The 25,785-nt window shown below is 45.9% G+C and carries 33 protein-coding genes; 24 read left to right on the top strand and 9 right to left on the bottom strand.

Annotated elements, in window-relative coordinates:
• Position 1: 1 nt before the first annotated feature.
• Genes ICV36_RS09610 through ptsP form a run of 3 tightly spaced genes read left to right on the top strand, consistent with a single transcriptional unit; the run spans position 2 to position 2,468 of the window.
• Positions 2-424, top strand: a complete 423-nt coding sequence (locus tag ICV36_RS09610) for a PTS sugar transporter subunit IIA (protein ID WP_215400457.1) — start codon at positions 2-4, stop codon at positions 422-424.
• Positions 425-441: 17 nt separating this feature from the next.
• Complete coding sequence (locus tag ICV36_RS09605) at positions 442-711, top strand: HPr family phosphocarrier protein (protein ID WP_215400456.1); 270 nt, start codon at positions 442-444, stop codon at positions 709-711.
• 5 nt (positions 712-716) lie between these two features.
• Positions 717-2,468, top strand: coding sequence for a phosphoenolpyruvate--protein phosphotransferase (gene ptsP, locus ICV36_RS09600; RefSeq protein ID WP_215400455.1), 1,752 nt, complete (start codon positions 717-719; stop codon positions 2,466-2,468).
• 23 nt (positions 2,469-2,491) lie between these two features.
• On the opposite strand, the gene ICV36_RS09595 is transcribed toward ptsP, so the two are convergent.
• The 3 genes from ICV36_RS09595 to gpmA are packed head-to-tail and all read right to left on the bottom strand — an operon-like array spanning position 2,492 to position 5,403.
• Complete coding sequence (locus ICV36_RS09595) at positions 2,492-3,247, bottom strand: HesA/MoeB/ThiF family protein (RefSeq protein ID WP_215400454.1); 756 nt, start codon at positions 3,245-3,247, stop codon at positions 2,492-2,494.
• A gap of 19 nt (positions 3,248-3,266) precedes the next feature.
• Positions 3,267-4,700: a S41 family peptidase gene (locus ICV36_RS09590; RefSeq protein ID WP_215400453.1), complete on the bottom strand. Its 1,434-nt coding sequence runs from the start codon at positions 4,698-4,700 to the stop codon at positions 3,267-3,269.
• Positions 4,701-4,713: 13 nt separating this feature from the next.
• Positions 4,714-5,403, bottom strand: coding sequence for a 2,3-diphosphoglycerate-dependent phosphoglycerate mutase (gene gpmA, locus ICV36_RS09585; protein WP_215400452.1), 690 nt, complete (start codon positions 5,401-5,403; stop codon positions 4,714-4,716).
• Positions 5,404-5,425: 22 nt separating this feature from the next.
• Here gpmA and ICV36_RS09580 point away from each other — a divergent pair, with 22 nt between their 5' ends.
• The 4 genes from ICV36_RS09580 to ICV36_RS09565 are packed head-to-tail and all read left to right on the top strand — an operon-like array spanning position 5,426 to position 7,692.
• Positions 5,426-5,839: a rhodanese-like domain-containing protein gene (locus ICV36_RS09580; RefSeq protein WP_215400451.1), complete on the top strand. Its 414-nt coding sequence runs from the start codon at positions 5,426-5,428 to the stop codon at positions 5,837-5,839.
• A gap of 9 nt (positions 5,840-5,848) precedes the next feature.
• Positions 5,849-6,103 (top strand): glutaredoxin 3, encoded by a 255-nt coding sequence (gene grxC, locus ICV36_RS09575; RefSeq protein ID WP_215400450.1) that lies wholly within the window; start codon positions 5,849-5,851, stop codon positions 6,101-6,103.
• A gap of 28 nt (positions 6,104-6,131) precedes the next feature.
• Positions 6,132-6,644: a protein-export chaperone SecB gene (gene secB, locus ICV36_RS09570; protein ID WP_215391711.1), complete on the top strand. Its 513-nt coding sequence runs from the start codon at positions 6,132-6,134 to the stop codon at positions 6,642-6,644.
• Between the two features lie 25 nt (positions 6,645-6,669).
• On the top strand, positions 6,670-7,692 hold the full coding sequence (locus ICV36_RS09565) for an NAD(P)H-dependent glycerol-3-phosphate dehydrogenase (protein WP_215400449.1): 1,023 nt from the start codon (positions 6,670-6,672) through the stop codon (positions 7,690-7,692).
• A gap of 23 nt (positions 7,693-7,715) precedes the next feature.
• On the opposite strand, the gene trmL is transcribed toward ICV36_RS09565, so the two are convergent.
• Positions 7,716-8,186 carry a tRNA (uridine(34)/cytosine(34)/5-carboxymethylaminomethyluridine(34)-2'-O)-methyltransferase TrmL gene (trmL, locus tag ICV36_RS09560; protein WP_215400448.1) on the bottom strand — a complete coding sequence of 157 codons (471 nt, stop codon included), beginning with the start codon at positions 8,184-8,186 and terminating at the stop codon, positions 7,716-7,718.
• Positions 8,179-8,940 carry a ComF family protein gene (locus ICV36_RS09555; RefSeq protein ID WP_215400447.1) on the bottom strand — a complete coding sequence of 254 codons (762 nt, stop codon included), beginning with the start codon at positions 8,938-8,940 and terminating at the stop codon, positions 8,179-8,181. The genes trmL and ICV36_RS09555 overlap by 8 nt, the downstream gene beginning before the upstream one ends.
• Positions 8,941-8,963: 23 nt before the next feature.
• Here ICV36_RS09555 and ICV36_RS09550 point away from each other — a divergent pair, with 23 nt between their 5' ends.
• The 7 genes from ICV36_RS09550 to ICV36_RS09520 all read left to right on the top strand — a co-directional run bounded on the left by ICV36_RS09550 (position 8,964) and on the right by ICV36_RS09520 (position 14,549).
• Positions 8,964-9,761, top strand: a complete 798-nt coding sequence (locus ICV36_RS09550; RefSeq protein WP_251375008.1) for a class I SAM-dependent methyltransferase — start codon at positions 8,964-8,966, stop codon at positions 9,759-9,761.
• Positions 9,762-9,940: 179 nt separating this feature from the next.
• Entirely contained in the window at positions 9,941-11,098 is a 1,158-nt protein-coding gene (coxB, locus tag ICV36_RS09545) for a cytochrome c oxidase subunit II (RefSeq protein ID WP_215400446.1), read from the top strand.
• 42 nt (positions 11,099-11,140) lie between these two features.
• Complete coding sequence (gene ctaD, locus ICV36_RS09540; protein ID WP_215400445.1) at positions 11,141-12,760, top strand: cytochrome c oxidase subunit I; 1,620 nt, start codon at positions 11,141-11,143, stop codon at positions 12,758-12,760.
• Positions 12,660-12,875, top strand: coding sequence for a cytochrome oxidase small assembly protein (locus tag ICV36_RS10285; RefSeq protein ID WP_215400444.1), 216 nt, complete (start codon positions 12,660-12,662; stop codon positions 12,873-12,875). Before ctaD ends, ICV36_RS10285 begins: the two co-directional genes overlap by 101 nt.
• 14 nt (positions 12,876-12,889) lie before the next feature.
• Positions 12,890-13,474, top strand: a complete 585-nt coding sequence (locus tag ICV36_RS09530) for a cytochrome c oxidase assembly protein (RefSeq protein ID WP_215400443.1) — start codon at positions 12,890-12,892, stop codon at positions 13,472-13,474.
• Positions 13,471-13,665: a DUF2970 domain-containing protein gene (locus tag ICV36_RS09525; RefSeq protein ID WP_215400442.1), complete on the top strand. Its 195-nt coding sequence runs from the start codon at positions 13,471-13,473 to the stop codon at positions 13,663-13,665. Before ICV36_RS09530 ends, ICV36_RS09525 begins: the two co-directional genes overlap by 4 nt.
• Before the next feature lie 29 nt (positions 13,666-13,694).
• Positions 13,695-14,549 (top strand): cytochrome c oxidase subunit 3, encoded by an 855-nt coding sequence (locus ICV36_RS09520; RefSeq protein ID WP_215400441.1) that lies wholly within the window; start codon positions 13,695-13,697, stop codon positions 14,547-14,549.
• Positions 14,550-14,611: 62 nt separating this feature from the next.
• Here the strand turns inward: ICV36_RS09520 and ICV36_RS09515 are convergent, their stop codons facing one another.
• Positions 14,612-14,824 carry a twin transmembrane helix small protein gene (locus ICV36_RS09515; protein WP_128112804.1) on the bottom strand — a complete coding sequence of 71 codons (213 nt, stop codon included), beginning with the start codon at positions 14,822-14,824 and terminating at the stop codon, positions 14,612-14,614.
• A 23-nt stretch (positions 14,825-14,847) separates the two neighbouring features.
• Here ICV36_RS09515 and ICV36_RS09510 point away from each other — a divergent pair, with 23 nt between their 5' ends.
• Genes ICV36_RS09510 through ICV36_RS09490 form a run of 5 tightly spaced genes read left to right on the top strand, consistent with a single transcriptional unit; the run spans position 14,848 to position 18,929 of the window.
• Positions 14,848-15,651: an SURF1 family protein gene (locus tag ICV36_RS09510; protein WP_251375005.1), complete on the top strand. Its 804-nt coding sequence runs from the start codon at positions 14,848-14,850 to the stop codon at positions 15,649-15,651.
• Positions 15,641-16,297, top strand: coding sequence for a hypothetical protein (locus ICV36_RS09505; protein ID WP_215400440.1), 657 nt, complete (start codon positions 15,641-15,643; stop codon positions 16,295-16,297). Before ICV36_RS09510 ends, ICV36_RS09505 begins: the two co-directional genes overlap by 11 nt.
• Positions 16,297-17,418, top strand: a complete 1,122-nt coding sequence (locus tag ICV36_RS09500) for a heme A synthase (RefSeq protein ID WP_251375003.1) — start codon at positions 16,297-16,299, stop codon at positions 17,416-17,418. Before ICV36_RS09505 ends, ICV36_RS09500 begins: the two co-directional genes overlap by 1 nt.
• Before the next feature lie 2 nt (positions 17,419-17,420).
• Positions 17,421-18,314, top strand: a complete 894-nt coding sequence (gene cyoE, locus ICV36_RS09495; RefSeq protein ID WP_215400439.1) for a heme o synthase — start codon at positions 17,421-17,423, stop codon at positions 18,312-18,314.
• A 30-nt stretch (positions 18,315-18,344) separates the two neighbouring features.
• On the top strand, positions 18,345-18,929 hold the full coding sequence (locus tag ICV36_RS09490; protein ID WP_215400438.1) for an SCO family protein: 585 nt from the start codon (positions 18,345-18,347) through the stop codon (positions 18,927-18,929).
• Positions 18,930-18,973: 44 nt separating this feature from the next.
• On the opposite strand, the gene rpoH is transcribed toward ICV36_RS09490, so the two are convergent.
• Positions 18,974-19,897 carry an RNA polymerase sigma factor RpoH gene (gene rpoH / locus ICV36_RS09485; protein WP_215400437.1) on the bottom strand — a complete coding sequence of 308 codons (924 nt, stop codon included), beginning with the start codon at positions 19,895-19,897 and terminating at the stop codon, positions 18,974-18,976.
• 93 nt (positions 19,898-19,990) lie between these two features.
• Positions 19,991-20,881, bottom strand: coding sequence for a signal recognition particle-docking protein FtsY (ftsY, locus tag ICV36_RS09480; protein WP_215400436.1), 891 nt, complete (start codon positions 20,879-20,881; stop codon positions 19,991-19,993).
• Between the two features lie 63 nt (positions 20,882-20,944).
• On the opposite strand from ftsY, the gene ICV36_RS09475 reads away from it, so the two are divergent.
• From ICV36_RS09475 to ICV36_RS09455, 5 genes are read left to right on the top strand one after another with little or no spacing between them, the layout of a single operon-like run.
• Positions 20,945-22,309: a pitrilysin family protein gene (locus tag ICV36_RS09475; RefSeq protein ID WP_215400435.1), complete on the top strand. Its 1,365-nt coding sequence runs from the start codon at positions 20,945-20,947 to the stop codon at positions 22,307-22,309.
• Positions 22,309-23,646 (top strand): pitrilysin family protein, encoded by a 1,338-nt coding sequence (locus ICV36_RS09470; protein WP_215400434.1) that lies wholly within the window; start codon positions 22,309-22,311, stop codon positions 23,644-23,646. Before ICV36_RS09475 ends, ICV36_RS09470 begins: the two co-directional genes overlap by 1 nt.
• Complete coding sequence (gene rsmD / locus ICV36_RS09465; RefSeq protein ID WP_371743201.1) at positions 23,618-24,265, top strand: 16S rRNA (guanine(966)-N(2))-methyltransferase RsmD; 648 nt, start codon at positions 23,618-23,620, stop codon at positions 24,263-24,265. Before ICV36_RS09470 ends, rsmD begins: the two co-directional genes overlap by 29 nt.
• 36 nt (positions 24,266-24,301) lie before the next feature.
• Positions 24,302-24,799, top strand: a complete 498-nt coding sequence (gene coaD, locus ICV36_RS09460; protein WP_215400433.1) for a pantetheine-phosphate adenylyltransferase — start codon at positions 24,302-24,304, stop codon at positions 24,797-24,799.
• 23 nt (positions 24,800-24,822) lie between these two features.
• Positions 24,823-25,089, top strand: coding sequence for a YfhL family 4Fe-4S dicluster ferredoxin (locus tag ICV36_RS09455; protein ID WP_215400432.1), 267 nt, complete (start codon positions 24,823-24,825; stop codon positions 25,087-25,089).
• Positions 25,090-25,098: 9 nt separating this feature from the next.
• On the opposite strand, the gene pth is transcribed toward ICV36_RS09455, so the two are convergent.
• Complete coding sequence (gene pth, locus ICV36_RS09450; protein ID WP_215400431.1) at positions 25,099-25,689, bottom strand: aminoacyl-tRNA hydrolase; 591 nt, start codon at positions 25,687-25,689, stop codon at positions 25,099-25,101.
• Positions 25,690-25,785: the final 96 nt, after the last annotated feature.

Below are 25,785 nucleotides of genomic sequence, written 5' to 3'. Positions count from 1 at the left end.
TATGGCTGGAATTGTCATCGTTGCCCATACACCGGTTGCTAGCGCAATGCTGGGGTTTGCTGAACATACATATGGCGTGCTGCCCGAGCGCGTGAGGGCTGTGGATATCCCGCCCCACGAAGATACCAAAGCAAGTTTTGATCGCGTTATGAAGGCGGCTTATGGCGTAAATACTGGTAATGGGGTGCTGATTTTGACAGATGTCATGGGCGCCACCCCTGCCAATGTGGCTTCAAAGTTGGAGGCCTTAGGCCCATTATCGGGATTAAATGCCCCCGTCATTGTTTTGGCGGGACTCAATCTTCCGATGTTGATGCGCTGTATATCTCATCGCGGTGAGGGGCTGGAAGAGTTAGCGCAAAAAGCGCTAATTGGTGGGCAGCATGGCATCTTGCGCTTGGGCAGCAAAGTCAATCAAGAATAAATAAGGGTCCGCACAGAATGCCTTCAGCAGAAATTGAAATCATTAATAAATTAGGCTTGCATGCTCGCGCATCGGCGAAGCTATCGCAATTAGCTGCACAGTTTCCCTGTGAAATATTGTTGTCACGAAATGGGCGTCAAATTAATGCTAAGAGCATTATGGGTGTGATGATGTTGGCTGCTGGTATAGGCAGCACCGTGACGCTTGAGACTGTAGGCGAAAAAGAAGATGAAGCCATGCAGGCCATCACAGCATTAATTAATGATCGCTTTGGCGAAGGCGAATAAATACTATGACGTTTGCATTGCACGGAATCCCAGTATCAAAAGGCATTGCCATTGGCAAGGCGGTACTGATTTCTCGTGCTGCATTGGAGGTCGGTCACTACTTAATTGAGGCTGGTAAAGAAGAAGCAGAGGCTCAAAGGTTATTAGATGCATTTGATCAGGTGCGTTTAGAGTTGGATCAATTACGCCAAGGACTGCCAAAAGATGCGCCACAAGAGATGGCGGCATTCTTAGATGTGCACGGGATGATCTTGGCAGATCCTGCTCTAGCTGAAAAGCCGATGAAGTTAATTCGTACGCAGCGCTTAAATGCAGCCTGGGCCTTAACTACAGAGCTCAATGATTTGTTAGAGCAATTTGTAGACATTGAGGATGCCTATTTAAAAGAGCGCGCCAATGATATTCGGCAGGTTGCTGAGCGTGTCATCAAAGCTTTAAATGCGCAGAAAAAAGATCCTTTAAACGACTCTGATTTTTTGCCAACGAGTGATATCGGAGTGGAGTCAATCATCGTTGCCCACGATATTGCACCACATGACATGTTGCGTTTTAAAGAGCATGCTTTTACTGGTTTTGTGACGGATCTTGGGGGTAAGACCTCGCATACTGCCATTGTGGCTCGCAGCATGGAGATACCTGCGGTAGTTGGCGTACGCCACGCCAGTGAAATGATTCGGCATGGTGATTGGTTGGTATTAGATGGAGAACGAGGAGTCGTTGTAGTTGCCCCTGATGAGCAGCTTCTCGCCGAATATCGCAAACTGCAAACCCAAGTTTTAAAAGAGGCGCGTAAGCTTCAACAGTTAAAGCATGCAAAAACGGAGACTGCGGATCGCGTTGAGATTGAATTGTTTGCCAATATTGAGTTGCCAGAAGATGCAATTCAAGCTGTGAAATTGGGTGCTGTGGGTGTTGGTCTATTTCGTTCCGAATTCTTATTTATGGATCGCAAACAGGCCTTGCCGGATGAAGAGCAACAGTATCAAGAATATCGTCGGGTAGTTGATTTAATGCATGGCTTACCTGTCAATATCAGAACGATTGACGTCGGCGCTGATAAAGCCTTGGGTGGTGGTGGAGATGTTTCTCAAACTGGCACATCCCCCTTGGGCTTACGAGCGATCCGCTGGTCTTTAACAGAGCCTGAAATCTTTTTAACGCAGCTCAGAGCAATCTTACGCGCATCAGCACATGGTCAGGCACGCATTATGATCCCGATGTTGGCGCATGCTAAAGAAATTGACGAAACATTTAGGTTGATCGAAAAGGCAAAGCAGCAATTACATCAGCGCGGCAAAGCATTTAATCCCAATATTCAAGTGGGCGCCATGATTGAAATTCCGGCGGCTGCTTTAGTGCTGCCGTTGTTTATCAATCGATTTGATTTTCTTTCCATTGGCACCAATGACTTAATTCAGTACACGCTAGCAATTGATCGGGCGGATCATGCGGTGGCACACTTATATGATCCTTTGCACCCAGCGATCTTAAGCTTGCTATCTAACATCATCGAGCAGGCAAAACGTGCAAATGTACCGGTAGCTGTATGTGGCGAGATGGCTGGTGATCCCGCCTTAACAAAATTATTGCTTGCTTTGGGTTTAACTGACTTCTCGATGCATTTCAGCCAATTGCTGCTGGTAAAGCGCGAGATTCTTAAAGCCAATGTGGGTTTGTTACGAGCTCGTGTACCTAGAGTTTTGAGGGCATATGAGCCTGAAGAGCAAGCAAAAGCTTTGGAGCGATTGCTGTCTTAATGGCTTTGTCGGTTCTTGCTGAGTTATTGGTGTGATGCGCCACATACTGGGCATTCAGAATTACGGCTAATACGGATTTCATCGATTTGGGTAGTGCGACCATTCCAAAGCAACATACGACCCACCAAAGGCTCGCCAAAACCAATTAATACTTGCAGTGCTTGTGCTGCCTGCATGGCGCCAATTATGCCAACCAGGGGTGAGAAAATGCCCATGCTAGAGCAACTAACTTCTTCAAATTCTTCGTCTGGAGAAAAGATGCACGCATAACAGGGTGAACTAGAGTTGCGGGGATCAAAGACGCTCACTTGACCATCAAATTTAAGAGCAGACCCCGAAATGAGCGGAGTTTTGTTTTTGAAGCAGGCGGCATTGATGAGGTGTCTAGTTGAAAAGTTGTCGGTGCAATCTAAGACGATATCCACACTTGGTAATAACTCATCAAGAAGAGCGCTGGTTGCTTTAGCTTGAATAGTTTCAATTTGAATCGTGGAATTAAGGAGTTCTAGAAATTCCTTTCCGGATGCAACTTTACTTTTACCAATGCTGCTCTCGGTGTGCATGATTTGGCGCTGCAGATTTGTCAGCTCTACTGAATCATGATCCATTAGCGTGATGTGCCCCACTCCTGCAGCAGCCAAGTAGGGCGCTGCCGCGCTTCCTAAGCCGCCAGCGCCGATTACCAATACATGCGCGCTGAGCAGCTTTTCTTGGCCAGCTACATCAATTTCTTCCAGTAATAAATGTCTGGAGTAGCGAAGTAACTGCTCATCATTCATAGGTAAGCCGTGAGCTTCATTATTCCAGCTTAGATGATGAGCGCTTTACAGGCTGGCCATTGATGAACGCCACAGCCTGGGAGAGCATAAAGTCATCTGCGCTACCGAGTTCAGTAGGCTTCTTATTTTTTTCTTTCTCTTTTTCTTCGGGAGTCTTTTTGGCATTTTTTTCTTCAATGCGTTGTAGCTCCTCAAGACGACGCTGCTCACGATCTTTGATTAACTTGTCTTCAGCTGATTGTTTATTGCGCAGATGCTTCTCGCTGTCAATCTCGCGAGTGATCAATACATCATCTGGATCACCATCTTTATTTTGATCTACCGGAATATCTGGTTTCACACCAAAAGCTTGAATCGACTTGCCGCTTGGAGTGTAGTAATAAGCAGTAGTGATTTTCAGTGCGGAATCATTGGTAAGTGGACGTACAGTTTGCACAGAGCCTTTACCAAAAGTAGTTTTTCCAATAATGGTTGCACGTTTGTAGTCCTGAAGTGCGCCGGCCACAATCTCTGAGGCAGAGGCGGAGTAGGCGTTCACCAAAACTACCATTGGCAACTTTTTAAACATGGCTGGAACACCAGCCAAAGGATCGCCAGACTCATTAAGGCGGTACATGGCTGGCGTGGCATTAAATACTTGTGTGGAGTCTGGGGATTGTCCCTTGGTGGAGACAATAATCGCATCCGCAGGCAAGAAGGCAGCAGCTACACCTACGGCACCTTGAAGTAGGCCGCCACCATTGTTACGCAGATCCAAAATGATGCCCTTGAGCTTTGGATCCTGGTTGGCAATATCTGTTAATTTTTTAGCGAGGTCAGGGACGGTACGCTCTTGAAAGCTGGTAATGCGAACCCAAGCAATATCGTTGTCAAGAATTTTGGTTTTAACTGACTGAACTTTAATTTCTGCGCGAGTGATTGTGACAGGAAAGCTGCGTTCCTCACTTTTACGAAATACCGTCAAAGTAATTTTTGTTCCAGGAGTGCCTCGCATTGTGCGAACTGCTTTATCGAGAGACATACCGCGTACAGGTTTATCGTCCAGACGAGTAATTAAATCCCCCGCTTGCAAGCCAGCACGTGCTGCAGGACTATCTTCAATTGGATTGAGAACTTTGACAACACCATCTTCTGAGGTAATCTCAATGCCAAGGCCAGCAAACTTTCCAGAGGTTTGCTCTTGCATTTCTGAAAAATCTTTTTTATCCAAGAAAGTGGAGTGCGGGTCAAGACTACTCACCATTCCCTTGACTGCGTCCGTTAACAATTGCTTATCTTCAATGGGCTCAACATATTCACGCTTGATTTGTGCGAAGACGTTAGAAAGCGTACGCAACTCATCTAGCGGTAGCTGGGCTCCTTGCTGGGCCGTAGCGGAGAGCTGGATTGTCGCTGCCACACCGGCGATAAGACCAACGGTTATCAGGGCGAAATTCTTTAGAAATTGGCGCATATCTCTTTTGTTTTTAATCTAAATAAAAGTGTTGAATAGGTTTGAGGTTGTCATCCAACTCATAAACAAGTGGCACACCATTTGGCACATTCACTTCCATGATGGCTTCATCTGACATTTGATCCAAATATTTAATTAATGATCGAATGCTATTGCCATGAGCAACTAATAAAACACGTTTTCCTGCTTTTAGTGCAGGAGCGATAGACTCATTCCACAGTGGCAGTACGCGCTCAACGTTATCTTTGAGACATTCGCCTAACGGAATATCAGCGGCATTGAGTTTTGCATAACGCGGATCATTTTTGGGGTTGCGCTCATCAGCATGTTCTAGCAAAGGTGGGCGTACATCGTATGAGCGACGCCAAATGTGAACTTGCTCATCCCCATATTTTTCTGCGGTTTCAGCTTTATTTAATCCTGTGAGAGCGCCATAGTGACGCTCATTGAGGCGCCAGCTATGAACTACTGGTAGCCACATGAGATCCATGGTGTCTTGCACATTCCAGAGGGTGCGAATTGCACGCCTTAAAACTGAGGTGTAAGCAACATCAAATTCATAACCCGCTTTTTTCAGGTTTTCACCTGCTGCTAGGGCCTGTTCAGCGCCTTTTGGGGTTAAGTCAACGTCCGCCCAGCCAGTGAAGCGGTTTTCAAGGTTCCAGGCGGATTCGCCATGACGAATAAGGACAAGTTGTTTCATAGAGCCATTCTATAATCCGGTGATGAACTTTCTCACGCAAATTGATAATTTAGCGCTTATTGCCCTACTGTTGGTTTCGGGCGCAGCGCTTTTCCTACCTACATTATCTACGCTTATTGGCGGAAAAGGCTTGTCGCCTACCGAGGCAACTATTTGGATTAATCGTCGAAAAGCTCATGTATTGGATTTGCGTTCGGAGGAGGCTTTCAAATCAGGCCATCTACCTGGCGCTAAATTGGTAAATGCGGCTGGTTTGACCGCCGCTGTTGAAAAGCTCAAACTCGACAAGAAGCATCCAGTAGTCTTGGTGTGCGATTCAGGAACCCAATCACGCAAACTTGTTGCCGAGGCTCAAAAGCTGGGTTTTGCGGAAGTTGGTTCTTTGGATGGTGGCGTGCAAGCCTGGAAAGCCGCAGCCCTTCCTTTGGTGAAGTAAGGAGAAATAATGCCTCCAGTCACAATGTATAGCACTCAGGTTTGTCCATATTGCGTCATGGCTGAAAAGTTATTACTCAAAAAAGGTGTGACAAGCTTGGAAAAGATTTTGATTGATCGTGACCCATCTCAACGTGAAATCATGATGACTCGAACTGGTCGTCGTACTGTTCCTCAGATTTACATAGGCGACACCCACGTTGGTGGATATGATGACTTAGTAGCATTGGATCGTGCTGGCAAGCTTGACCCCTTGCTAGCCTAAAAGATTACACATACAAAGAAAGTTAGTAATGACTGAACAAACTTCTGCACCAGAAGCAAGCGCCGAACAATCTAAAGAGCCTGGATTTCGTATTCAGCGTATTTATCTAAAAGATGTATCGCTTGAGCAGCCGAATGCACCACAGATTCTATTGGTGGCATCAGAGCCACAAGTACAAGTTGAAATTGATATTGCTGTTGCCCCCTTGGGCGAAGGAATATTTGAGGTAGCCTTAAGTTCTACTGTGACTGCTAAAGTTGATGCAAAAGTATTGTTCTTGGTCGAGGCAAAGCAAGCTGGTATTTTTGAGTTCAGTAATATTCCTGTTGAGCAAATTGATCCAATGCTTGGCATTGCTTGCCCAACAATCTTGTATCCATATCTGCGCTCTAATATTGCCGACATTATTAGTCGTGCAGGCTTCCAGCCAATTCATTTAAATGAGATTAATTTCCACGGTATGTATGAGCATCGTTTGATGCAGGCTCAACAAGAAGCAGCCGCTAAAGATGGCGCAGCTGCTGAGAGCAAGCCCCACTAATATCTAACAAGCGAGCCCACAGATCATGAAAGTGACGCTGCTTGGTGCTGGTGCTTGGGGAACGGCGATGGCGGCACAAGCCGCTCGCCATCTCCAAGATGGTGATGTTTGTTTATGGTCACGTAGCAAACAACAATTGGATGATATTCAAGATTGTGGCGAAAACCGTACCTATCTTTCGGGCGTTCAATTACCCGAGGGTCTCAAGTTTGAGAGTGACTTTTCTGAAGCGGTAAAAAGACTTTCCAGTGATGACTTATTGGTTATTGCTACGCCAATGTCAGGGCTTTCAGAGACGATTGCTCAAGTATTAAGAATGGCAGAGCATCCGCTGAACATTGTTTGGCTCTGCAAGGGTCTAGAGCCAGATACCGCTTTATTGCCACACCAAGTTGTTGAGCGTGAAAGCAAGATTCATGCGCATGGCATTGTGCATTCGTATGGCGCCTTATCTGGTCCGAGCTTTGCGCGGGAGGTTGGTATGGGAATGCCTTGTGCCTTAACGGTTGCTAGCAAATCTCCAGTGCTTTGTGAAACGGTTCAGGCGGCATTCCATCACGGTAATATGCGGGTTTATTCCAGTGATGACTTGATCGGCGTTGAATTAGGTGGCGCTATAAAGAACGTCCTCGCTATTGCTGCAGGTATTGGGGATGGGCTCGATTTAGGGTTGAATGCCCGTGCCGCTGTTCTCACCCGCGGTTTGGCGGAAATGATGCGCCTAGTGAAGGCTGCCGGTGGTAAATCTGAAACGTGTATGGGCTTAACTGGTGTTGGCGATTTAATCTTGACTGCCACCGGTGATCTCTCTCGCAATCGTCGAGTTGGTCTCGAGCTCGCGAACGGCAAGCCACTGCCAGAAATTCTGACAAGTCTTGGCCATGTTGCTGAGGGTGTGCTTTGCGCTGCCGCAGTTGGTGATTTGGCAAAACGTTTAGATGTGGAAATGCCGATTACTGCGATGATGGGCGAGGTGCTTTCAGGAAAACTCAAGCCGCAAGATGCCCTTAAGAAGTTGATGGGGCGTGATCCAAAAATCGAATCATAGCGAATAACTCTTTGGCCAGTTGCTTACTGACCACCTGCTAAGCCATTTTGGCGCCAAGCTTCATACACAACAATCGCGACAGTATTCGACAAGTTCAAGCTGCGGCTACTATCTTGCATTGCAAGGCGCATGCGATTTTTTTCTGGGATAGACTCCCTTACTTCATTGGTAATGCCTTTGGTTTCAGAACCAAATACAAAGTAATCATTCGGAGAGTATTTGCCCTCATGAAACCTTCCAGAACCTTTGGTCGTTAAAGCAAAGATATTCTCGGGATTGGGTTGCTCATCTTTTAAAAACTGCGCCCAATTTTTGTGGACTTTTACTCTTGCAAACTCGTGATAGTCCAAACCCGCTCTGCGTAACTTGGCATCCTCCATCGGAAATCCAAGCGGCTCAATCAAGTGTAGCTTGGCACCGGTATTGGCGCATAAGCGAATGATATTGCCAGTATTGGGCGGGATTTCTGGTTCGAATAAAACAATATTAAACATGTGACACTCTTTCGATTGGTCGCGTAGCCCTGAGCAGTACCCAATTGATTACACGAGATACACCATTGTCCTTCAGAATGCGTGCAATTTCATTCAGGGTTGCACCGCTAGTCATTACATCATCAAATACGATGACAGTCTTGCCTTGCAACTGACGAATATATCGTTCCTCTACATAAAACATTCCCTGAATTGCTAAGTGACGATTGCTCAGAGAGCTTCCTGCTTGGTGTCCTGAGTAATGGTGGCGACGAAGTGCATAAGGTGATTTTTGAATCTGCTTGGCACAGCGGATTTGCTTCGCAATTTCCCAGCTTTGATTAAAGCCGCGTTGCGCTAATTTCTCAATACTGAGCGGTACTGGTAGCAAGTAATCTGCGTGAATATCAATAAGCTCTTTGTTGAGAATAATATTCCATATGCTGCCAAGTGCATGGGCAAATGCGATGCGCCTTTGATACTTTAATTCATGGAGTGGAGACTGCAATGATCCATCATAGCGATCCAAGCAATAGGTTTCATCAAAGTGTGGCTTGTTCTTTTCGCAGGAGGTGCACTTTTCTTGGTTCACCTCAAAGGCCTCTAACGTTATGCCGCATTGAAAGCAGCATTCATAGTTCAGTAAAGCATTATTTTGTAACGAGTCAACACATTGATCGCAAACGGAGTGTCCTTGGAATGTCTGACAGGTAATGCAAGCAGTCGGTAAAAGCTGTTCGCAAATGGTTTGAAAAATGTTCTCTGGAAATCGCATGGGGCGCTGAGTATACTGAGCCAATGACCCAGCCCATTAGATGGTTACAAGACGAAATTGCAGATCGCATGCTGCAGAAATTAGACATCGTTAAGCTCGATGTAAAAGATCTCTTGATCGTGCCAGATTTTGCAGGCAAACATTTAGATGTGCTCGCTAAGCGCTTCCCTAAAGTGCGAACTCTAAGCATTACTGAAGAGGGGGTTTCTAGTTTTCAAATGTGGCGAGCTAAAGCCTTGCGCAATTGGCGCACGCTGTTTAGCAACACTGCGAGTCCTTTAGCAAGCTTCACTTCATCCGGAAGATTTGATATTCCAGATAATTCTGTAGATTTGGTGTTCAGTAATCTATTAATCCAGGATTTGGCAGATCCAAAACATTTTCTTCGAGAATGTTGGCGTGTACTGCGTGAAGGTGGATTACTCACGTTTAGCTATTTGGGGCCCGATACCGGAAAAGAGCTGCGCTCACTCGAAATTCCGAGCTTAAAACTGAAAAATATATTAAGCCCTTGGGATATGCACGATATGGGAGATGCTTTGCTTGCAGAGCGCTTTTCTGACCCGGTGATGGATATGGAGTATTTGACCCTAGATTATGAGAAGCCCGAACTATTGCTCGCAGACATCAGCGCTCTGAATTTGCTGCATTTGGGCCCTGACGCAACCCCTCAATTAGAGCTTTTGCCACAAAAACTGACCTTGGAGGTGGTTTATGGGCATGCATGGGCTCTTGGAAAGCACCTTGCAAAAGCGAAGGATAACGTTGCCTATATTGATCTAAATCAAATTGGACGCAAGACTAGGCCAGATTCTGCTTAAGTGTAAGTGCTTACTATCATTTAAACCTTGACCAAGATTGGATCAAGCTGGGTTAACCCTGTTTGTTGTTGTGCTCAATTAACCCTATAATCACGGCAGTATGTATTGGCTTAAGACCGTTTTTTGGGCATTTTGTGGCATTTTTGCTGCTTTGCTCACGACAATAAACAGAGAATAAGATGAATTTATTTGGAAAAGTCACTAGGGCTTCGCTCTATTTCGCAGTAGCTTTTGGAACTGCAATTGCTCATGCAGCAGAGAATATGCCTGGTGGCCCAGCTGTAAATCAGCTGAATTTTGCGCCTCCTGCTACCAAAATCATGCAAGAGATTCATTGGTTGCATTGGATGATGTTGGTTATTTGTGCGTTGATTTTTGTCGGCGTTTTTGGTGTGATGTTCTATTCCATCTTGAAGCACCGCAAATCTCTAGGTCATAAATCAGCTTCATTCCACGAGAGCACCACTGTTGAAATTATTTGGACAGTCATTCCATTACTCATCGTGATTGGTATGGCGTTGCCTGCAACAAAAACTGTTGTGGCAATGAAAGACACTACTAATTCAGACATCACTATTAAGACCACTGGTTATCAGTGGAAATGGGGTTATGACTACATCAAAGGTGAGGGTGAAGGTATTAGCTTCCTGTCTACTTTGTCTACTTCCCGTGAAGCAATCAATAACTTGGCGCCTAAATCAAATACTTATTTGATGGAAGTTGACAATGAAATGGTTGTGCCCGTTGGTAAAAAAATTCGTTTGATCACTACAGCTAATGACGTTATTCATGCATGGACAATTCCAGCGTTTGGCGTGAAGCAAGATGCGATCCCAGGTTTTGTGCGTGACACTTGGTTTAGAGCTGACAAGATTGGCACATTCCGTGGTCAGTGCTCTGAGCTTTGTGGTGCAGAGCATGCCTTTATGCCCATCGTTGTGAGAGTGGTTTCTCAAGAGGACTACAGCGCGTGGGTTGCAGAGAAGAAAAAGGAAATGGGTGCTGGTGGCGACGATCCTTCAAAGGTTTACACCTTGGATGAGCAAAAAGAGCGTGGCGCCAAAGTATATGCAGCGAACTGTGCAGCTTGCCATCAACCAAACGGTAAAGGCGCGGGCGCATTCCCAGCGCTGGACGGTAGCAAAGTGGTTAACGGCCCTAAAGCAGGTCAGTTCAATATCCTCATTAATGGTAAAGGCGCTATGCCGAAGTGGGCTGGCGTGATTTCTGATGGCGATATTGCTGCGGTGATGACCTATACACGTAATGCATGGGGTAATAAGACGGGTGAAGTGATTCAGACCCAAGAGATTATTACTGCGCGCGGCGGCAAGTAATTCAGATTAACAAATACAGATAAAACGAAACCGGAGTAATTTATGAGCACAGTCTCTACTACCCACGATCACGCACACGACCACGCGCATGACGATCACATGCCACACGGCTGGCGTCGTTGGCTGTTTGCAACCAACCACAAAGACATCGGTACGATGTACTTGATCTTCTCATTCGTTAGCTTGCTGGCTGGCGGCGTGATGGCCTTGGGAATTCGTTTGGAATTGTTCCAGCCTGGTTTGCAATTCTTGCGTCCAGAGTTCTTTAACCAATTAACAACCATGCACGGTCTCGTGATGGTGTTCGGTGCGATCATGCCGGCCTTCGTTGGTTTTGCTAACTGGATGGTGCCTTTGCAAATTGGCGCATCTGATATGGCATTTGCTCGTATGAATAACTTCAGCTTCTGGATTCTGCCAGTAGCAGCAACATTGCTGTTGAGCTCATTCTTAGTTCCTGGCGGCGCTCCATCAGGTGGCTGGACTATCTATGCTCCATTGACTTCGCAAATGGGTCCTGGCATGGACATGGCGATTTTTGCCCTGCATTTGTTGGGTGCCTCTTCCATCATGGGATCGATCAACATCATCGTGACCATTTTGAATATGCGCGCTCCTGGCATGACATTGATGAAGATGCCAATGTTCTGCTGGACTTGGTTGATCACTGCTTACTTGTTGATCGCTGTGATGCCTGTATTGGCTGGCGCGATTACCATGGTTCTGACTGATCGTCATTTCGGTACTTCATTCTTCTCCGCTGTTGGCGGCGGTGACCCAATCATGTTCCAGCATATTTTCTGGTTCTTTGGTCACCCAGAGGTTTACATCATGATTCTTCCAGCATTTGGAATCATCAGTGAAATCGTTCCAGCATTCTCCAGAAAAACATTGTTCGGTTACAGCTCAATGGTGTATGCAACCGCATCGATTGCGATCTTGTCATTCATCGTTTGGGCTCACCACATGTTTGCAACTGGTATGCCAGTTACAGGTCAATTGTTTTTCATGTACGCAACCATGTTGATTGCCGTTCCAACTGGCGTGAAGATTTTCAACTGGGTAGCAACCATGTGGAAAGGTTCAATGACCTTTGAAACTCCAATGTTGTGGGCCATCGGCTTTATCTTTGTGTTCACTATGGGCGGCTTTACTGGTTTGATCTGTGCGATGGCGCCAATTGATATTGGCATTCAAGACACGTATTACATCGTTGCCCACTTCCACTATGTATTAGTAGCAGGCTCATTGTTCGCAATGTTTGCTGGTTTCTATTACTGGTGTCCTAAGTGGACTGGTTACATGGCTAGCGAAACTCGCGGCAAGATCCATTTCTGGGCTTCCATGATTTTCTTTAACATCACCTTCTTCCCAATGCACTTCTTGGGTTTGGCAGGTATGCCACGTCGCTATGCTGACTATCCAACGCAGTTTGCTGATTTCAATGCAATTGCTTCGATTGGCGCATTAGGATTCGGTTTGGCGCAGGTTTATTTCTTGCTCTTCGTTGTATTGCCGGCTTATAACGGCAAAGGCGAAAAAGCCCCAATGAAGCCATGGGATGGAGCAAAAGGTCTTGAGTGGACAGTGCCTTCTCCAGCGCCACATCACACTTTTGAAACTCCGCCAAGTGCAGAGCAATTGCGTGAAGCAGGAATTTAATTCTCCAGAGAAGCAGGCCCTTGCTGCGAATAATCGCAGGATGGGCTTGATTCTTGTAAGTGTTGTAGTAACTTTTTTTATTGGTATTGTGATTAAACGGAGTATGTTGGGTTAATTCTCTCGCTAACGATGGTTTCAACTCAATCACTGAATCGCCAAATTTTATTAAAGCTGTTAATTGCGGCAGTAATGATGTTTGGCTTTGGTTACGCACTGGTTCCGATGTACAAAGCCTTGTGTGAGGTCACCGGAATCAATGTAGTAACGAGCAAGAATGATTATGGTATCAGAGCCTTTAGCCCTAATAAGGTTGGCAATACGCAAGTTAACTATGCTCGCACAGTAACCATTGAGTTTGATTCGAACAGTCGTGGCCCGTTTACATTTAAGCCAGTAAAGAATTTTTTAGAAGTGCATCCCGGTGAAATGACCGAGATTGTTTATGAAGTAACGAACAATCAGAATCGTACGGTGCGTGCGCAGGCAATACCAAGTTATGCACCTAAAAGTGCGACAGAGTTTTTTACGAAATTAGAGTGCTTTTGTTTTCAGGAACAAACGCTAGCAGCAAATGAAACAAAAAAGATGCCGGTAGTCTTTGTAATTGATGCGGGTTTGCCGGATGATGTAAAGACAATTACTTTGTCATACACCTTCTTTGAGTTGGGCTTAGGTGGCACTCCCCCAGCCCCGAAATCAAAGGTGGTTTCATGAAAAAGAAAAGTAGTTTTATGCAGTCTATGAAAGCCGTGATGTGGGGCTTTTTGGGGGTGCGTAAGAAGTCAGGTTTGCAGGAAGATGTTGCTTCATTGAGTTTTGTGCACATTATCATTGCAGGAGTTATCGGCGCCTTGATTTTTATGGGCGTTCTCCTGTTGATAGTGAAGGCAGTAGTGTCCCATTGATTATTTTTTGATTGAATAGAGAGAATAAGATGTCATCCAATTCAACCCCATACTATTTCGTCCCTGGACTATCTAGACATCCAGCCATGGCCGCCTTTGGTCTGATTGCTTTTGGCTTTGGTATTTCTGGTTGGGTAAATCATGCCTCTTGGGGCGGCCCACTTTGTCTTGCAGGTGTAGCGTTTGTTCTCTATGTGCTCTATAACTGGTTTGGCGACACGATTGCAGAGTCAAATGCCGGTAAGAATGGTGTCAACGTGGACATCTCTTATCGCTGGTCAATGGCTTGGTTTATCTTCTCTGAAATCATGTTCTTTGGTGCCTTCTTTGCGGCCTTGTTCTATGCGCGTAATATTGCAATGCCTTGGATGGGCGATGTTGAAAGTAAATTGATTTGGCCAAATTTCCAGGCTGTATGGCCAAATGATGGCCCAGCTGGTTTGGTTGAGAAATTTACGACCATGGGCCCATGGCCAATTCCAACAATCAACACATTATTGTTGTTGAGCTCTGGCGTAACGATTACTATCGCTCACCATGCATTAGTCGAAAATCACATGAAAAAAGCCATCATTGGCTTAGCTGCAACTGTTGGTTTGGGCGCAGTGTTCTTGGGTTTCCAAGTGTATGAGTACTACCATGCGTACCATGAGTTGAACCTGAAATTAACTTCAGGCATCTATGGCTCCACATTCTTCATGTTGACTGGTTTCCATGGTTTCCATGTGTTCTTGGGTGGCACGATGTTGGCAATTGTGTTGCGTCGTATGATTCGTGGTGATTTCACCTCTAAGCATCACTTCGCATTTGAAGGCGCTGCTTGGTACTGGCACTTCGTTGACGTGGTCTGGCTGGGTCTGTACATCGCTGTTTACTGGATGTAAGTAAGCAAAAAAATCGGGGCTAAAAGCCCCGATTTGTTTTTATGCGCTGATTAAAATTTGCTTTAGTTAGTGCCGACTTTAATTCCCGTTGCTTCAATAAGCCCAAAGTAGTGGGCCAGGAGAATTCCCAGAAACAAGGCGATAGATAAGCCAATACGCAGCATGAGCGAGTGCACCATGCGAGAGCTATTCCCTCTATCTTTCATCATGTAATACAGGGCCGATCCTAAGCTAAAAACAATCATTAGTAGGACAATCGGAATAAGCCATTTCATCTCAAATCCTTATCTTCAATATCTTGAATAATCTTTTTACCGCCCTCATTACTAAGCGCATAGTTGCTACTGTATCAGCCTTGATGGTTATTGCTATTGGCTGTGGCGCTGGCATTTGGCAGCTTGGTAGGGCTGAGACCAAAATTGCGTTGGCGGCTAATTTATTGGCTCGGCAGCAAATGCCAATTCTGAATGCAAATGCGGGTCCTTGGACTCTGGAAGAGGCGACGGAGCGTCGTATGACGGCTCGAGGGCAATATCTTCCAGATGCAGCCATTTGGCTCGATAACCGACCAAGGCCTATTCCCCCCGCTGGCAGTAACACCGCGCAGTCCGGCTTCTATTTGATGATGCCTTTAAAGCTTGAAGGAAGGGGCGAGGTTCTTTGGGTAAACCGCGGTTGGGCTCCTCGCAACAATGAAAATCGTGAGACCTTGCCGCCAGTACAGACGCCAACTAAGGTCGTTAGCATTGAAGGCATTGTCTTTGCTCATCCCGGCAAGGTGTATGAGTTGGGCAGCGGCAAAAATTCAACCCAGACTGGTAAGCCCAGGATTGAACAAAACTTTGATTTAGAGGCCGAAGGTAAACAGCGAGATTGGGAGCAACTCCCTTTTGTTTTGCGTGAGGTTGAGGCTGGTGCAGAAGATGGTTTATTGCGTGAATGGGCACCCCTGACAAGCGGGGTCGATCGCCATTATGCTTATGCATTCCAGTGGTTTGCTTTGGCTTTTGCTGGATTTATATTTTGGTTGCTGACAGGCTTGCGGCAATATAAACGTCAGGGTCTGGCAATGGGTATCGAGGGGATCAAGGGTGAGCGATAAAGAGTTATTAATTCCGGCATCACAGATAGATTCATCTGCGATTAATGCGCGTACTCGTCGCGGCCGTATACAGATGTTGTTGTTATTGCTGGCCTGTGCTTCCCCGGTGATTGCCTCTTATTTTACGTATTATGTGATTAAGCCTGCGGGCGGTAAAACCAATCTGGGGACGCTTGTACATCCAGCACAAGAATTTAATTCGGCATGGCTTGATGCGCCTATACAAGGTAAGTGGACCCTCTTAATTGCTCGTCCATCGAGTGAATGCCAAATTAAAGATGAGAAATGCATCGAGGCGCTATTCCTGATGCGGCAGACAAGAGTTGCTATGGGTAGAGAGAGTGGGCGCTTGCAGCTGATCTGGGTCAATACCGATGGTAAGCCTGTAGACCCTGAGGTTACCAAGGTTTATGACGAAAAAGCGGCTGGTCTTCGGGTTGTTTCACTGCCAGCGGATCCTAAGCTCAGAGCTGAATTTGATACTTGGCTAAATAAAGAGGGCACTGGTCAACAGATTCAATTAATTGATCCTAGCCCTGCCAAGATGATGTATTTTCCAGTCACGAATTCTCCTAAAGAATTTTCGAGCATGAAGAAAGACTTGGAAAAACTGTTGAAGCTCAATCACAAGGGCGAGAATTTGTAATGCCAAGTTTGATTTTGCTTCTGGAGTTAGCTGCAATTGCTATTATTTTTGCCGGCTTGCCACTGGTTTATCTTTGGAGAAAGCCAGGTTATAGTTTTTTCCAAAAACTCAATTGGGTATTGGTCTTTATGACATTCGATCTGATTGTGTTTGGTGCATTTACACGTTTGACCGACTCAGGCTTAGGTTGTCCAGATTGGCCTGGATGCTACGGCACTTCCAACCCTTTTCATGCGCTGAGCGATATACAGCAGGCCGAAAGCGCCTTACCTACAGGGCCTGTGACGGTGATTAAAGCCTGGATTGAGATGATTCACCGCTACTTAGCAATGACAGTGGGCGCCTTAATTTTGGTGCAAGTAGCTATTGCATGCTCTAAATTGAAATCTTTAGGAAAAAATCCTTTGCTTGGTAGCTTGGGATTGCTGTTATTGGTTTGTGTTCAGGGCGCGTTTGGCGCTTGGACAGTGACGCTAAAGCTGCAACCAATTATTGTGACGATCCATTTGCTGTTGGCTTTAGTCCTATTGGCTTGCATAACAGCTTATGCGCAGCAAGTATGGGAGAGTAAGTCCTCTGCAATTCGCACCATTCGTATTCGTCCACTTTCTGCTCAACTTCTTTCGCTTGCTTTTGTGGTTTTATTTATCCAGGTTTTCTTGGGTGCTTGGGTGAGTACTAATTACGCAGTATTGGCATGCCCTGATTTCCCTACGTGCTTGGGCAGTGCATGGCCTGAAACTAATTGGGGGGAGGGCTTTACTCTCTGGCGTCAACTTGGCTTAAATGCGCAAGGTGAGTTCATTTCCCCTGTGGCTTTGCAAGCTATTCATTGGGCACATCGCTTGTTCGCAATACTGGTGTTGGTAGTGCTAGGCACTTTAGGGTGGAAGGGTCTACAGCTTGCAACCCCTGTCCTATCGAGCCTTGGTCGGGTAGCTAAGTTATTGCTAGGCGTGCTTTTCTTGCAGGTGATAACAGGCATTTCGAACGTGATATTCCAGTGGCCTTTACTCGCGGCTTTATTGCATACCGCAGGCTCTGCTGCTTTGGTATTCTGTTTGGTCAGAATGAGCTATTGGGCTTCTTGGAAGCCTTTCATTCAAAAGAAGATGGCATAAATATGAGTGACTCTAAAACCAACGTATCAGTGGCTATGCCACGTTGGCGTCAATACTGGGTTTTAACTAAACCGAGAGTGACTCAGCTCGCCGTTTTTTGCGCGGTTATAGGAATGTTCTTAGCAACACCGGGGATGGTTCCTTACCCTGTACTTTTTGGGGGCATTGTGGGCATCTGGCTTTTAGCGGGCGCTGCTTTTGCGGTGAACTGTTTAATAGAGCAAGCGGTTGATGCCAAGATGAAGCGTACGTCATGGCGTCCGTCTGCTACAGGCGAAGTGACGCCTTTTCACATTATTATTTTTTCAATCGTTTTGGGCTCGCTTGGAATGATTATTTTGTGGAATTTCTGTAACCCCTTAACCATGTGGCTGACACTTGCCACCTTTGTTGGTTACGCAGTGATCTATACCTGGTTACTCAAGCCTGCAACACCTCAGAATATTGTGATTGGCGGATTATCTGGTGCCATGCCGCCAGCATTAGGTTGGGCCGCTGTGACTAATACACTTTCTGCAGAAGCTTGGCTTTTGGTTCTCATCATCTTTGTGTGGACGCCCCCGCACTTCTGGGTGCTGGCTTTGTATCGCCGGGATGATTATGTGCAATCTGGCTTGCCGATGTTGCCCGTGACCCATGGGGAGCGCTTCACGCTATTGAATATCGTGCTCTACACCCTAATCTTGATTGCGGCCACGATGCTGCCCTATATCTATGGCATGAGTGGTATGGTTTACTTAATCTCAGCTATTGTTCTGGGTTTGTTGTTCTTGGTTTATGTAGTTGCGCTATTCATCTCGTATAGCGATGCATTGGCCAAGAAAACGTTTCGTTTTTCAATTACCTACCTATCGCTACTGTTTGCGGCGCTCTTGGTAGATCACTATTTCCTTTAAACCTTTAAACCTTTAAATCTCATAAGCCATATGAATTTTCTGCGCATTTGCTCTTTAGCAATCCTATGTTTTGTTCTGACCGCCTGCAGTCCAAAGCCAGAGTTTAAGAATGTTGATATCACTGGCAGCAAAGCATTTGGTACTGATTTCAGCTTGGTGGACCCTGATGGGAAGGTGAGAACCTTGGCTGACTTTAAGGGCAAAGTGGTGGTGATGTTTTTTGGTTATACCCAGTGCCCAGACATTTGCCCAACGACCTTAACAGAGATGCAACAAGTCATGGCTCTGTTGGGGCCCCAGTCGGATAAGGTTCAAGTACTTTTTGTGACTGTCGATCCTGAGCGAGATACCGCAGAAATCCTCAAGCAATATGTTCCTGCATTTGATCCCCGTTTCTTGGGCTTGCGACCTGCAGATGAAGCCGCTTTAGAAAAAGTTACTAAGGACTTCAAGATCTATTACAAGAAAGTGCCTGGAAGCAAGCCGGGTTCTTACACAATGGATCACACAGCAGGTAGTTATGCATTTGATCCCGAAGGCCGCTTACGCTTGTACATCAAACACGCTCAAGGTCCGGAGACCTTGGCGCATGATTTAAAAGAGCTGCTGAAGTGAAAAGAAAAAAACTAAAAAGGGTTCTGAATCGAACCCTTTTTTATTTAGGCTGCTTGGAGTAAGCCGCGCATCTTTTTGAGAGCAGCAGTTTCGATTTGACGCACGCGTTCAGCTGAAATGCCGTATTCATCAGCAAGATCATGTAATGTCTTCGTGCCATTACCTTCAGCATCCATAGCTAACCAACGGGACTGGACAATATTGCGGCTGCGCTCGTCTAAAGCCATCAGCGCTTGATCTAGCTTGGGACCTTGCAGTGCATCAGCTTCGGCGTTAGCAATACGTGCAGTCGGCTCTTGCGAGCTATCTGCCAGCCACTGAATAGGTGCGTAAGCAGATTCATCATCGCTATCATCGCCTTCAAGGGCAACATCGCCACCAGCAAGACGCATTTCCATTTCTTTAACGTCAGAACCCTTGACATCCAAGGCTTTAGCCAAGGCATCTACCTCGCTTGGAGTGAGTGCGCTTAAGGTAGGTTTGTTGCTGCGTAAGTTAAAAAATAATTTACGTTGTGCTTTAGTGGTTGCTGTTTTTACTAAACGCCAATTCTTGAGAATGTACTCATGAATTTCTGCTTTGATCCAGTGAATCGCATAAGACACTAAGCGAGCACCATTGTTTGGGTCGTAGCGCTTGACCGCTTTCATTAAGCCAATATTGCCTTCTTGAATTAAGTCAGCATGTGGAATGCCATAGCCAAGATATTGACGGGCTACAGAAACTACTAAGCGCAAATGTGAGAGCACTAATGTTTTAGCGGCATCCACATTTTCTGTGCGACGAAATTCCTGCGCAAGATGCAACTCTTCCGCAGCGCTGAGCATCGGCACGCGATTTACGTAAGCGATGTATGAGTCGAGAGTGCCAACCCCAAGAGTTGGCAGCATTGGAAATGCAGACGCCGCCGCAGTCTGCGCGACTGGCAGCGTTTGCAAATTCGGTTTGTCAGATTTCTTTTGAACCATTTTTTCTTATAAATATGAGGTGTTAATAGGTGTATATTTTAGCACTCTTGTCAAGAGAGTGCTAATGGTTTTAATAGTCTATAAGCTATTGATTTAATTGAATAATTCGGATGAATATTGCCCTGCTGTAAAGGGGGCCAAATCATCAATACCTTCCCCTTTGCCCAGGGCTAACACAGCGGGTTTTGGTCCGTCTTGTAGGGTATGGGCTAGGGCGCAGATCACCCCGCCCTTTGCGGTGCCATCTAGCTTGGTCACGATGATTCCAGTAAGGCCGAGAGCGGCATGAAAGGCTTTGACCTGGCTTAGGCCGTTCTGCCCCGTATTGCCATCTAGCACTAGTAGTGTGTGGTGTGGTGCTCCAGGAAGTGCTTTGCCGATAACTCGCTTCACTTTCTTAAGCTCTTCCATCAAGTTATCTTGAGTCGCTAGGCGACCCGCAGTGTCAATAATCAGAATGTCGTTCTTGCGGGAGATGGCCGCATGAATTGCATCATGGGCAACGGCAGCCGCATCACCACCTTCTTGGGTAATGACATCCACTTGGTTGCGTCCACCCCATTCCTGGAGTTGATTGCGTGCAGCTGCCCTGAAGGTATCGCCTGCCGCTAGGAGAACTGACTTACCTTGCGACTGAAAGAGTCTGCAAAGCTTGCCAATGGTTGTTGTCTTACCAGCCCCATTTACCCCTACAACCAGCCATACCTCCGGGGTGTTAGGCTTGTCACTTGTAAATAGCGGGTTTGGTGAAGGTTCAATAGCAGTCAACAGTGCACTGACCTCTTGAATCAATAAGGCTTGTAACTCTTCAGGACTGGATGCCTTTTCGGATTTCGCTGCTTTACGAAGCTTGCTAATGAGTTGTTCGGTCGTGGGTAGGCCAACATCACTTTGTATAAGTGATTCTTCTAGAGTATCAAACCAAGATTCATCAATCTTGCTTGATTTAAAAAGAGATCCAAGGGTTTTACGTAGGCCGAACATAATCGATACAATTTAAAACATGCATCTTATCAATTTAATTCTTGGGATATGGTGATTTAGCAGATGCTTTCTAATTTACTTCGAATTTCCTTTGTATTCATTGTATTTGCTCAACTTAGTTGGGCTGCAAATCCTGAATCGGCTGATACGCATGAATATCAGCTCAGCAATGGCTTAAAGCTCATCGTGAGAGAGGATCATCGTGCGCCAACAGTGGCTCATATGGTCTGGTATCGAGCTGGTTCGATGGACGAAGTTAACGGCAAGACTGGTGTTGCTCACGTCCTTGAGCACATGATGTTCAAAGGCACTGACAAGGTGAAAGCAGGCGAATTTTCTCGCTTGGTTGCTGCTGTCGGTGGGCGCGAAAATGCATTTACCTCGCGCGATTACACTGCATACTTTCAGCAAGTTGAAAAATCAAAACTGGAAGACGTCATCAAGCTTGAAGCGGATCGCATGTCGAATCTCAATTTTGATGATGCAGAGTTCTTAAAAGAAATCCAAGTCATTATGGAAGAGCGTCGTTTACGCACTGAAGACAACCCAAATAGTTTGCTCAATGAGTCATTAATGGCAACTGCTTATATGAGTTCTCCATATCGTCATCCTGTTATTGGTTGGATGAATGACTTGCAGAATATGAAAGCAGCTGATGCGCGCGATTGGTATCGTAGTTGGTACTCTCCCAATAACGCCACTGTAGTAATCACGGGCGATGTAGATGCAAAAAAAGTGCTGGCCTTAGTAGAAAAATATTACGGTGCAGCTGTTGCTCATGAGCTAGCAGTTCGGAAGCCTCAAATTGAGCCGCCTCAAAAAGGGATTAAGCAGGTTCAGGTGAAAGCGCCTGCAGATAGTGCTCAGCTATCGATGGCTTGGAAGGTTCCGCGCCTTGAGCCTGGCAAGTTGGATGACCCTGAGCCTTATGCTCTAGAACTCCTGACGGCAGTACTTGATGGTTATGACAATGCCCGTCTTAATCGCACTCTCGTTAAGCAGGAGAAAGTGGTGAATGATGTTGGGGTGGGTTACGACATGATTTCACGTGGACCAGAATTATTTTTAATCAGCGCGACGATGGCCAAGGGTAAGACGGTAGATCAAGCCCAGGTCAGCATTCGGAGGGCTCTTGATGAATTGAAGCAAAACGGAATTCTAGAGTCTGAGCTGAAGCGCATTAAGGTGCGTATTTTGTCTGAACAAATCTACAAGCGTGATTCTATCTTTGGTCAGGCAATGGAAATCGGTAGTACTGAAATGGCTGGCTTCTCCTGGAAAGATATTGACTACATGCTAGAAAAAATGCAAACCATTACGCCTGAGCAAGTGCAAGCGGTTGCTAAAAAATATCTGGTAAATGAGGGTTTAACAATTGCGGTATTAGAACCACAGGCTCGTCAATCTGTAAGTAAGGTGAGCAAATAATGAATCTCTTTACTAGAAGTATTGCAGCTACTGTTTTAGCTTTTGGTTTACTTAGTAACGTGTGCGCCATCTTGCCCATTGAGAGGCTAGATTCTTATAAGGGTGCCAAGGCATATTTAGTTCAAACTAAAGCGCTACCCATGGTAGATATTGAGGTCAGCATTGATGCGGGCGATCGTTATGATCCAGTCGGCAAGAGTGGTTTGGCAGATATGGCAGCAGGCCTCATGAATTATGGGGTGAAGGGTGATAGTGGCGTGCTAACAGAGGCCCAAATTGCCGACGAAATCGCAGATTTGGGCGCCAATATTGGATTATCTGTGGGTGGGGAGCGCGCTATTCTTCGTATTCGAAGCCTGAGCAGAAAAGATCTGCGTGATAGAGCGGTACAGTTGGCCGGAGCCATGTTAAGCACCCCGACTTATGACTCGAAAATTCTGGAGCGTGAGAAGCAAAGAGCCATTACGAGCTTGCTAGAGGCGGAAACAAAACCCGAGTTTGTGCTCGAGCGCCGCTTTAAAAAAGCAGTCTATGGAAACTATCCTTTGGCAAACTCTCCGACCGTGAAATCTATTGCCTCTGTGAGTGCAAATGATTTGCGAGAGTTTCACAAACAGTTTTACCGCGGTGATCGCATGATCGTCAGTATTGTTGGGGATGTTGACCGTGCACAGGCAAATGAAATTGTTCAGGCCTTATTAAAACAAATTCCGCAAGCAGGTGCGCCCATAGCAAAATTACCGGAGTTACAGCGCTCCCCTGTTGAGCCTTTGGCGGAACGAGAAATTCAGATTCCATTTGATTCTCAGCAAGCCCATATTGCCATGGGCATGACTGCAGTTGCTCGGAATAATCCAGACTACTTCCCCCTACTTGTTGGCAATTACATTTTGGGTGGCGGCGGTTTTGTGTCTCGACTGATGTCCGAGGTTCGTGAGAAACGTGGCCTTGCTTATAGCGTGTTTAGCTACTTTGCTCCTGGAAAAGAGAATGGTATTTTTCAAGCGGGCCTGCAAACCAAGAATGATCAAGCTTCACTGGCTTTAGAGGTGATGAGTTCAACGATTGCGCAATTTATTGCTGATGGACCTACGTCGTCTGAACTTACTGCTGCTAAAGCGAATTTAGTAAATGGCTATCCGCTTCGCATTGATAACAATCGTAAGTTATTGGATAACGTATCCTCAATTGCATGGAATGACTTGCCACTAGATACGATGGATGTATGGACGAAACAACTTGAAGCGGTTACTTTGGAACAGGTCAAAGCAGCATTTCAAAAATACCTTGCCATGGATCGCATGAAAATTGTTGTATTGGGAGCAAAAAATAAATAAGCCCAAAAAAGCAACTAAATCTCTCAAAACTGAGCCGCCAAAGAGGGTTCGCATTATTGGGGGTAACTGGAGAAGCCGTTTGTTAACGGTTCTAGATCTTCCAGGTTTGCGACCTACAACTGATCGTATTCGTGAAACCCTCTTTAATTGGTTGGGACAAGATTTAACGGGCTTGCGCTGTTTGGATCTTTTTGCGGGTACGGGTGCTTTAGGTTTTGAGGCCGCCTCAAGAGGTGCTGCATTGGTGATATTGCTCGAAAAGGATAAAAAAGGTTGTGCAAATTTAAGTGCAAACTTTGCTTTATTGCAGTCATCCCCCGCAAATGGGGTTGTAGAAATTTTGCAGCGAGATAGCCTTGAATTTCTGAAGCAGCAGTCAGATCGTTCCAGCAATCTTATTTTTGTTGATCCACCATTTCAAGATTCAAGCTTATTGGATCGCTCGGTCATTGAAGCTGCTAGGGTGTGCGATGACTCTGGAGGTGGCGGTATTTATGTGGAGTTTCCCTCAAGCCGCTCCCGTGAGGAGGTAGAGGCTCTATTACCAGGCTGGCATTGTGGAAAATACTTAGAGGCTGGACAGGTAAAAGCTTGTCTATTTCGTAGTGGAAGAGGCTAAACTCTTGCCTGTAGCCGATAAAGCCTTAGGAACCTTATGACAGTTGCCGTATATCCAGGAACATTTGATCCATTTACTCGTGGTCACGAGGATTTGGTACGTCGCGCATCAAGCATTTTTAAAGAGCTGATTGTGGGTGTTGCAGATAGCCGTAGCAAACGCCCATTCTTTACTTTGGAAGAGCGAATTGATATCGCTAAGGAAGTTCTTGGCCACTATCCCAATGTCAAAGTCGTTGGTTTTACAGGCTTATTGAAAGATTTTGCTCGTGAGCATAATGCGCGCGTAATTGTGCGGGGTCTGCGCGCTGTATCCGACTTTGAGTATGAGTTCCAGATGGCTGGTATGAATCGTTATCTATTACCGGATGTCGAAACCTTGTTTTTAACTCCGTCCGATCAATATCAATTTATTTCTGGCACTTTTGTGCGTGAGATTGCCTCCATGGGCGGTGATGTGAGCAAGTTTGTTTTCCCATCAGTGGAAAAATGGTTGGTCAAAAAAATTGCCTCTGGTGCTCATAACAAAGAGTGAAGAATGAGGGCGGCGAGTAAATCATGGCTTTAATGATTACGGATGAATGCATCAACTGCGATGTATGTGAGCCAGAATGCCCGAATGATGCAATTTATATGGGGCTAGAGATCTATGAAATCGACCCCAATAAATGTACTGAATGTGTGGGTCACTATGACGCACCCCAGTGCCGCCAAGTATGTCCTGTAGACTGCATTCCTTTTAACCCTGAGCACGCCGAAACTCAGGAGCAGTTAATGGTGAAATTTAAATTATTAACTGCTGCCAAAAAGGCTGGCACTGCTTAACTGAGCAGCTTAGCCCTTAGAGTGCAGCTCCATCATGGCGGTTTGGGTATCCCCTTTTAAAAAGAGCGACAAAATCTGCAAGCCATTTTCAATGCTGGCATGAATGAGTTTCTGTTCGGCTAGTTGCGGCCTACGTAAAACATAATCAGCAACATCCATTGGGCGGCCATCGCCCGCTAAGTCTCTGGGGTGACCAATGCCCAGGCGCAAACGCCAATAATCTGGTGTGCTTAAATGTGCCTGAATATCTTTGAGGCCATTGTGGCCACCAGTACCCCCACCAAGTTTTAAGCGAGCAGTGCCGGGCTTGAGGTCGAGCTCATCTTGCACCACCAGAATATCTGCAGGTGCAATCTTGTGAAAGCGACATAGCGCACCAACAGCTTGACCGCTCAGGTTCATATAGGTGCTTGGTTTTAGAAGGTAAAGATCTTCGCCTTCCCATTTAGCTTTCGCTACTTTTCCATGAAAGCGTTTTTCTGATTCAAAACGTACGCTTAATTGTTTTGCTAGGGCGTCGACAAACCAGAAGCCTGCATTGTGTCGATCTTCTTCGTGTTCATCCCCGGGGTTGCCTAGGCCAACAATTAATTTAGTCATGTTGAGAGTTTAAAGATATAAAAGTATTTCGCCAAAAAAGAATGAAAGCTTGGTGCAATAAAAAAGGCCCGCTTGCGCAGGCCTTCTAGTACAAGC

Source organism: Polynucleobacter sp. MWH-UH35A (assembly GCF_018687075.1).
GTDB lineage: Bacteria > Pseudomonadota > Gammaproteobacteria > Burkholderiales > Burkholderiaceae > Polynucleobacter.
The sequence above is the reverse complement of the archived record's forward strand: the minus strand, read 5'-3'. Positions and strand labels throughout refer to the sequence as shown.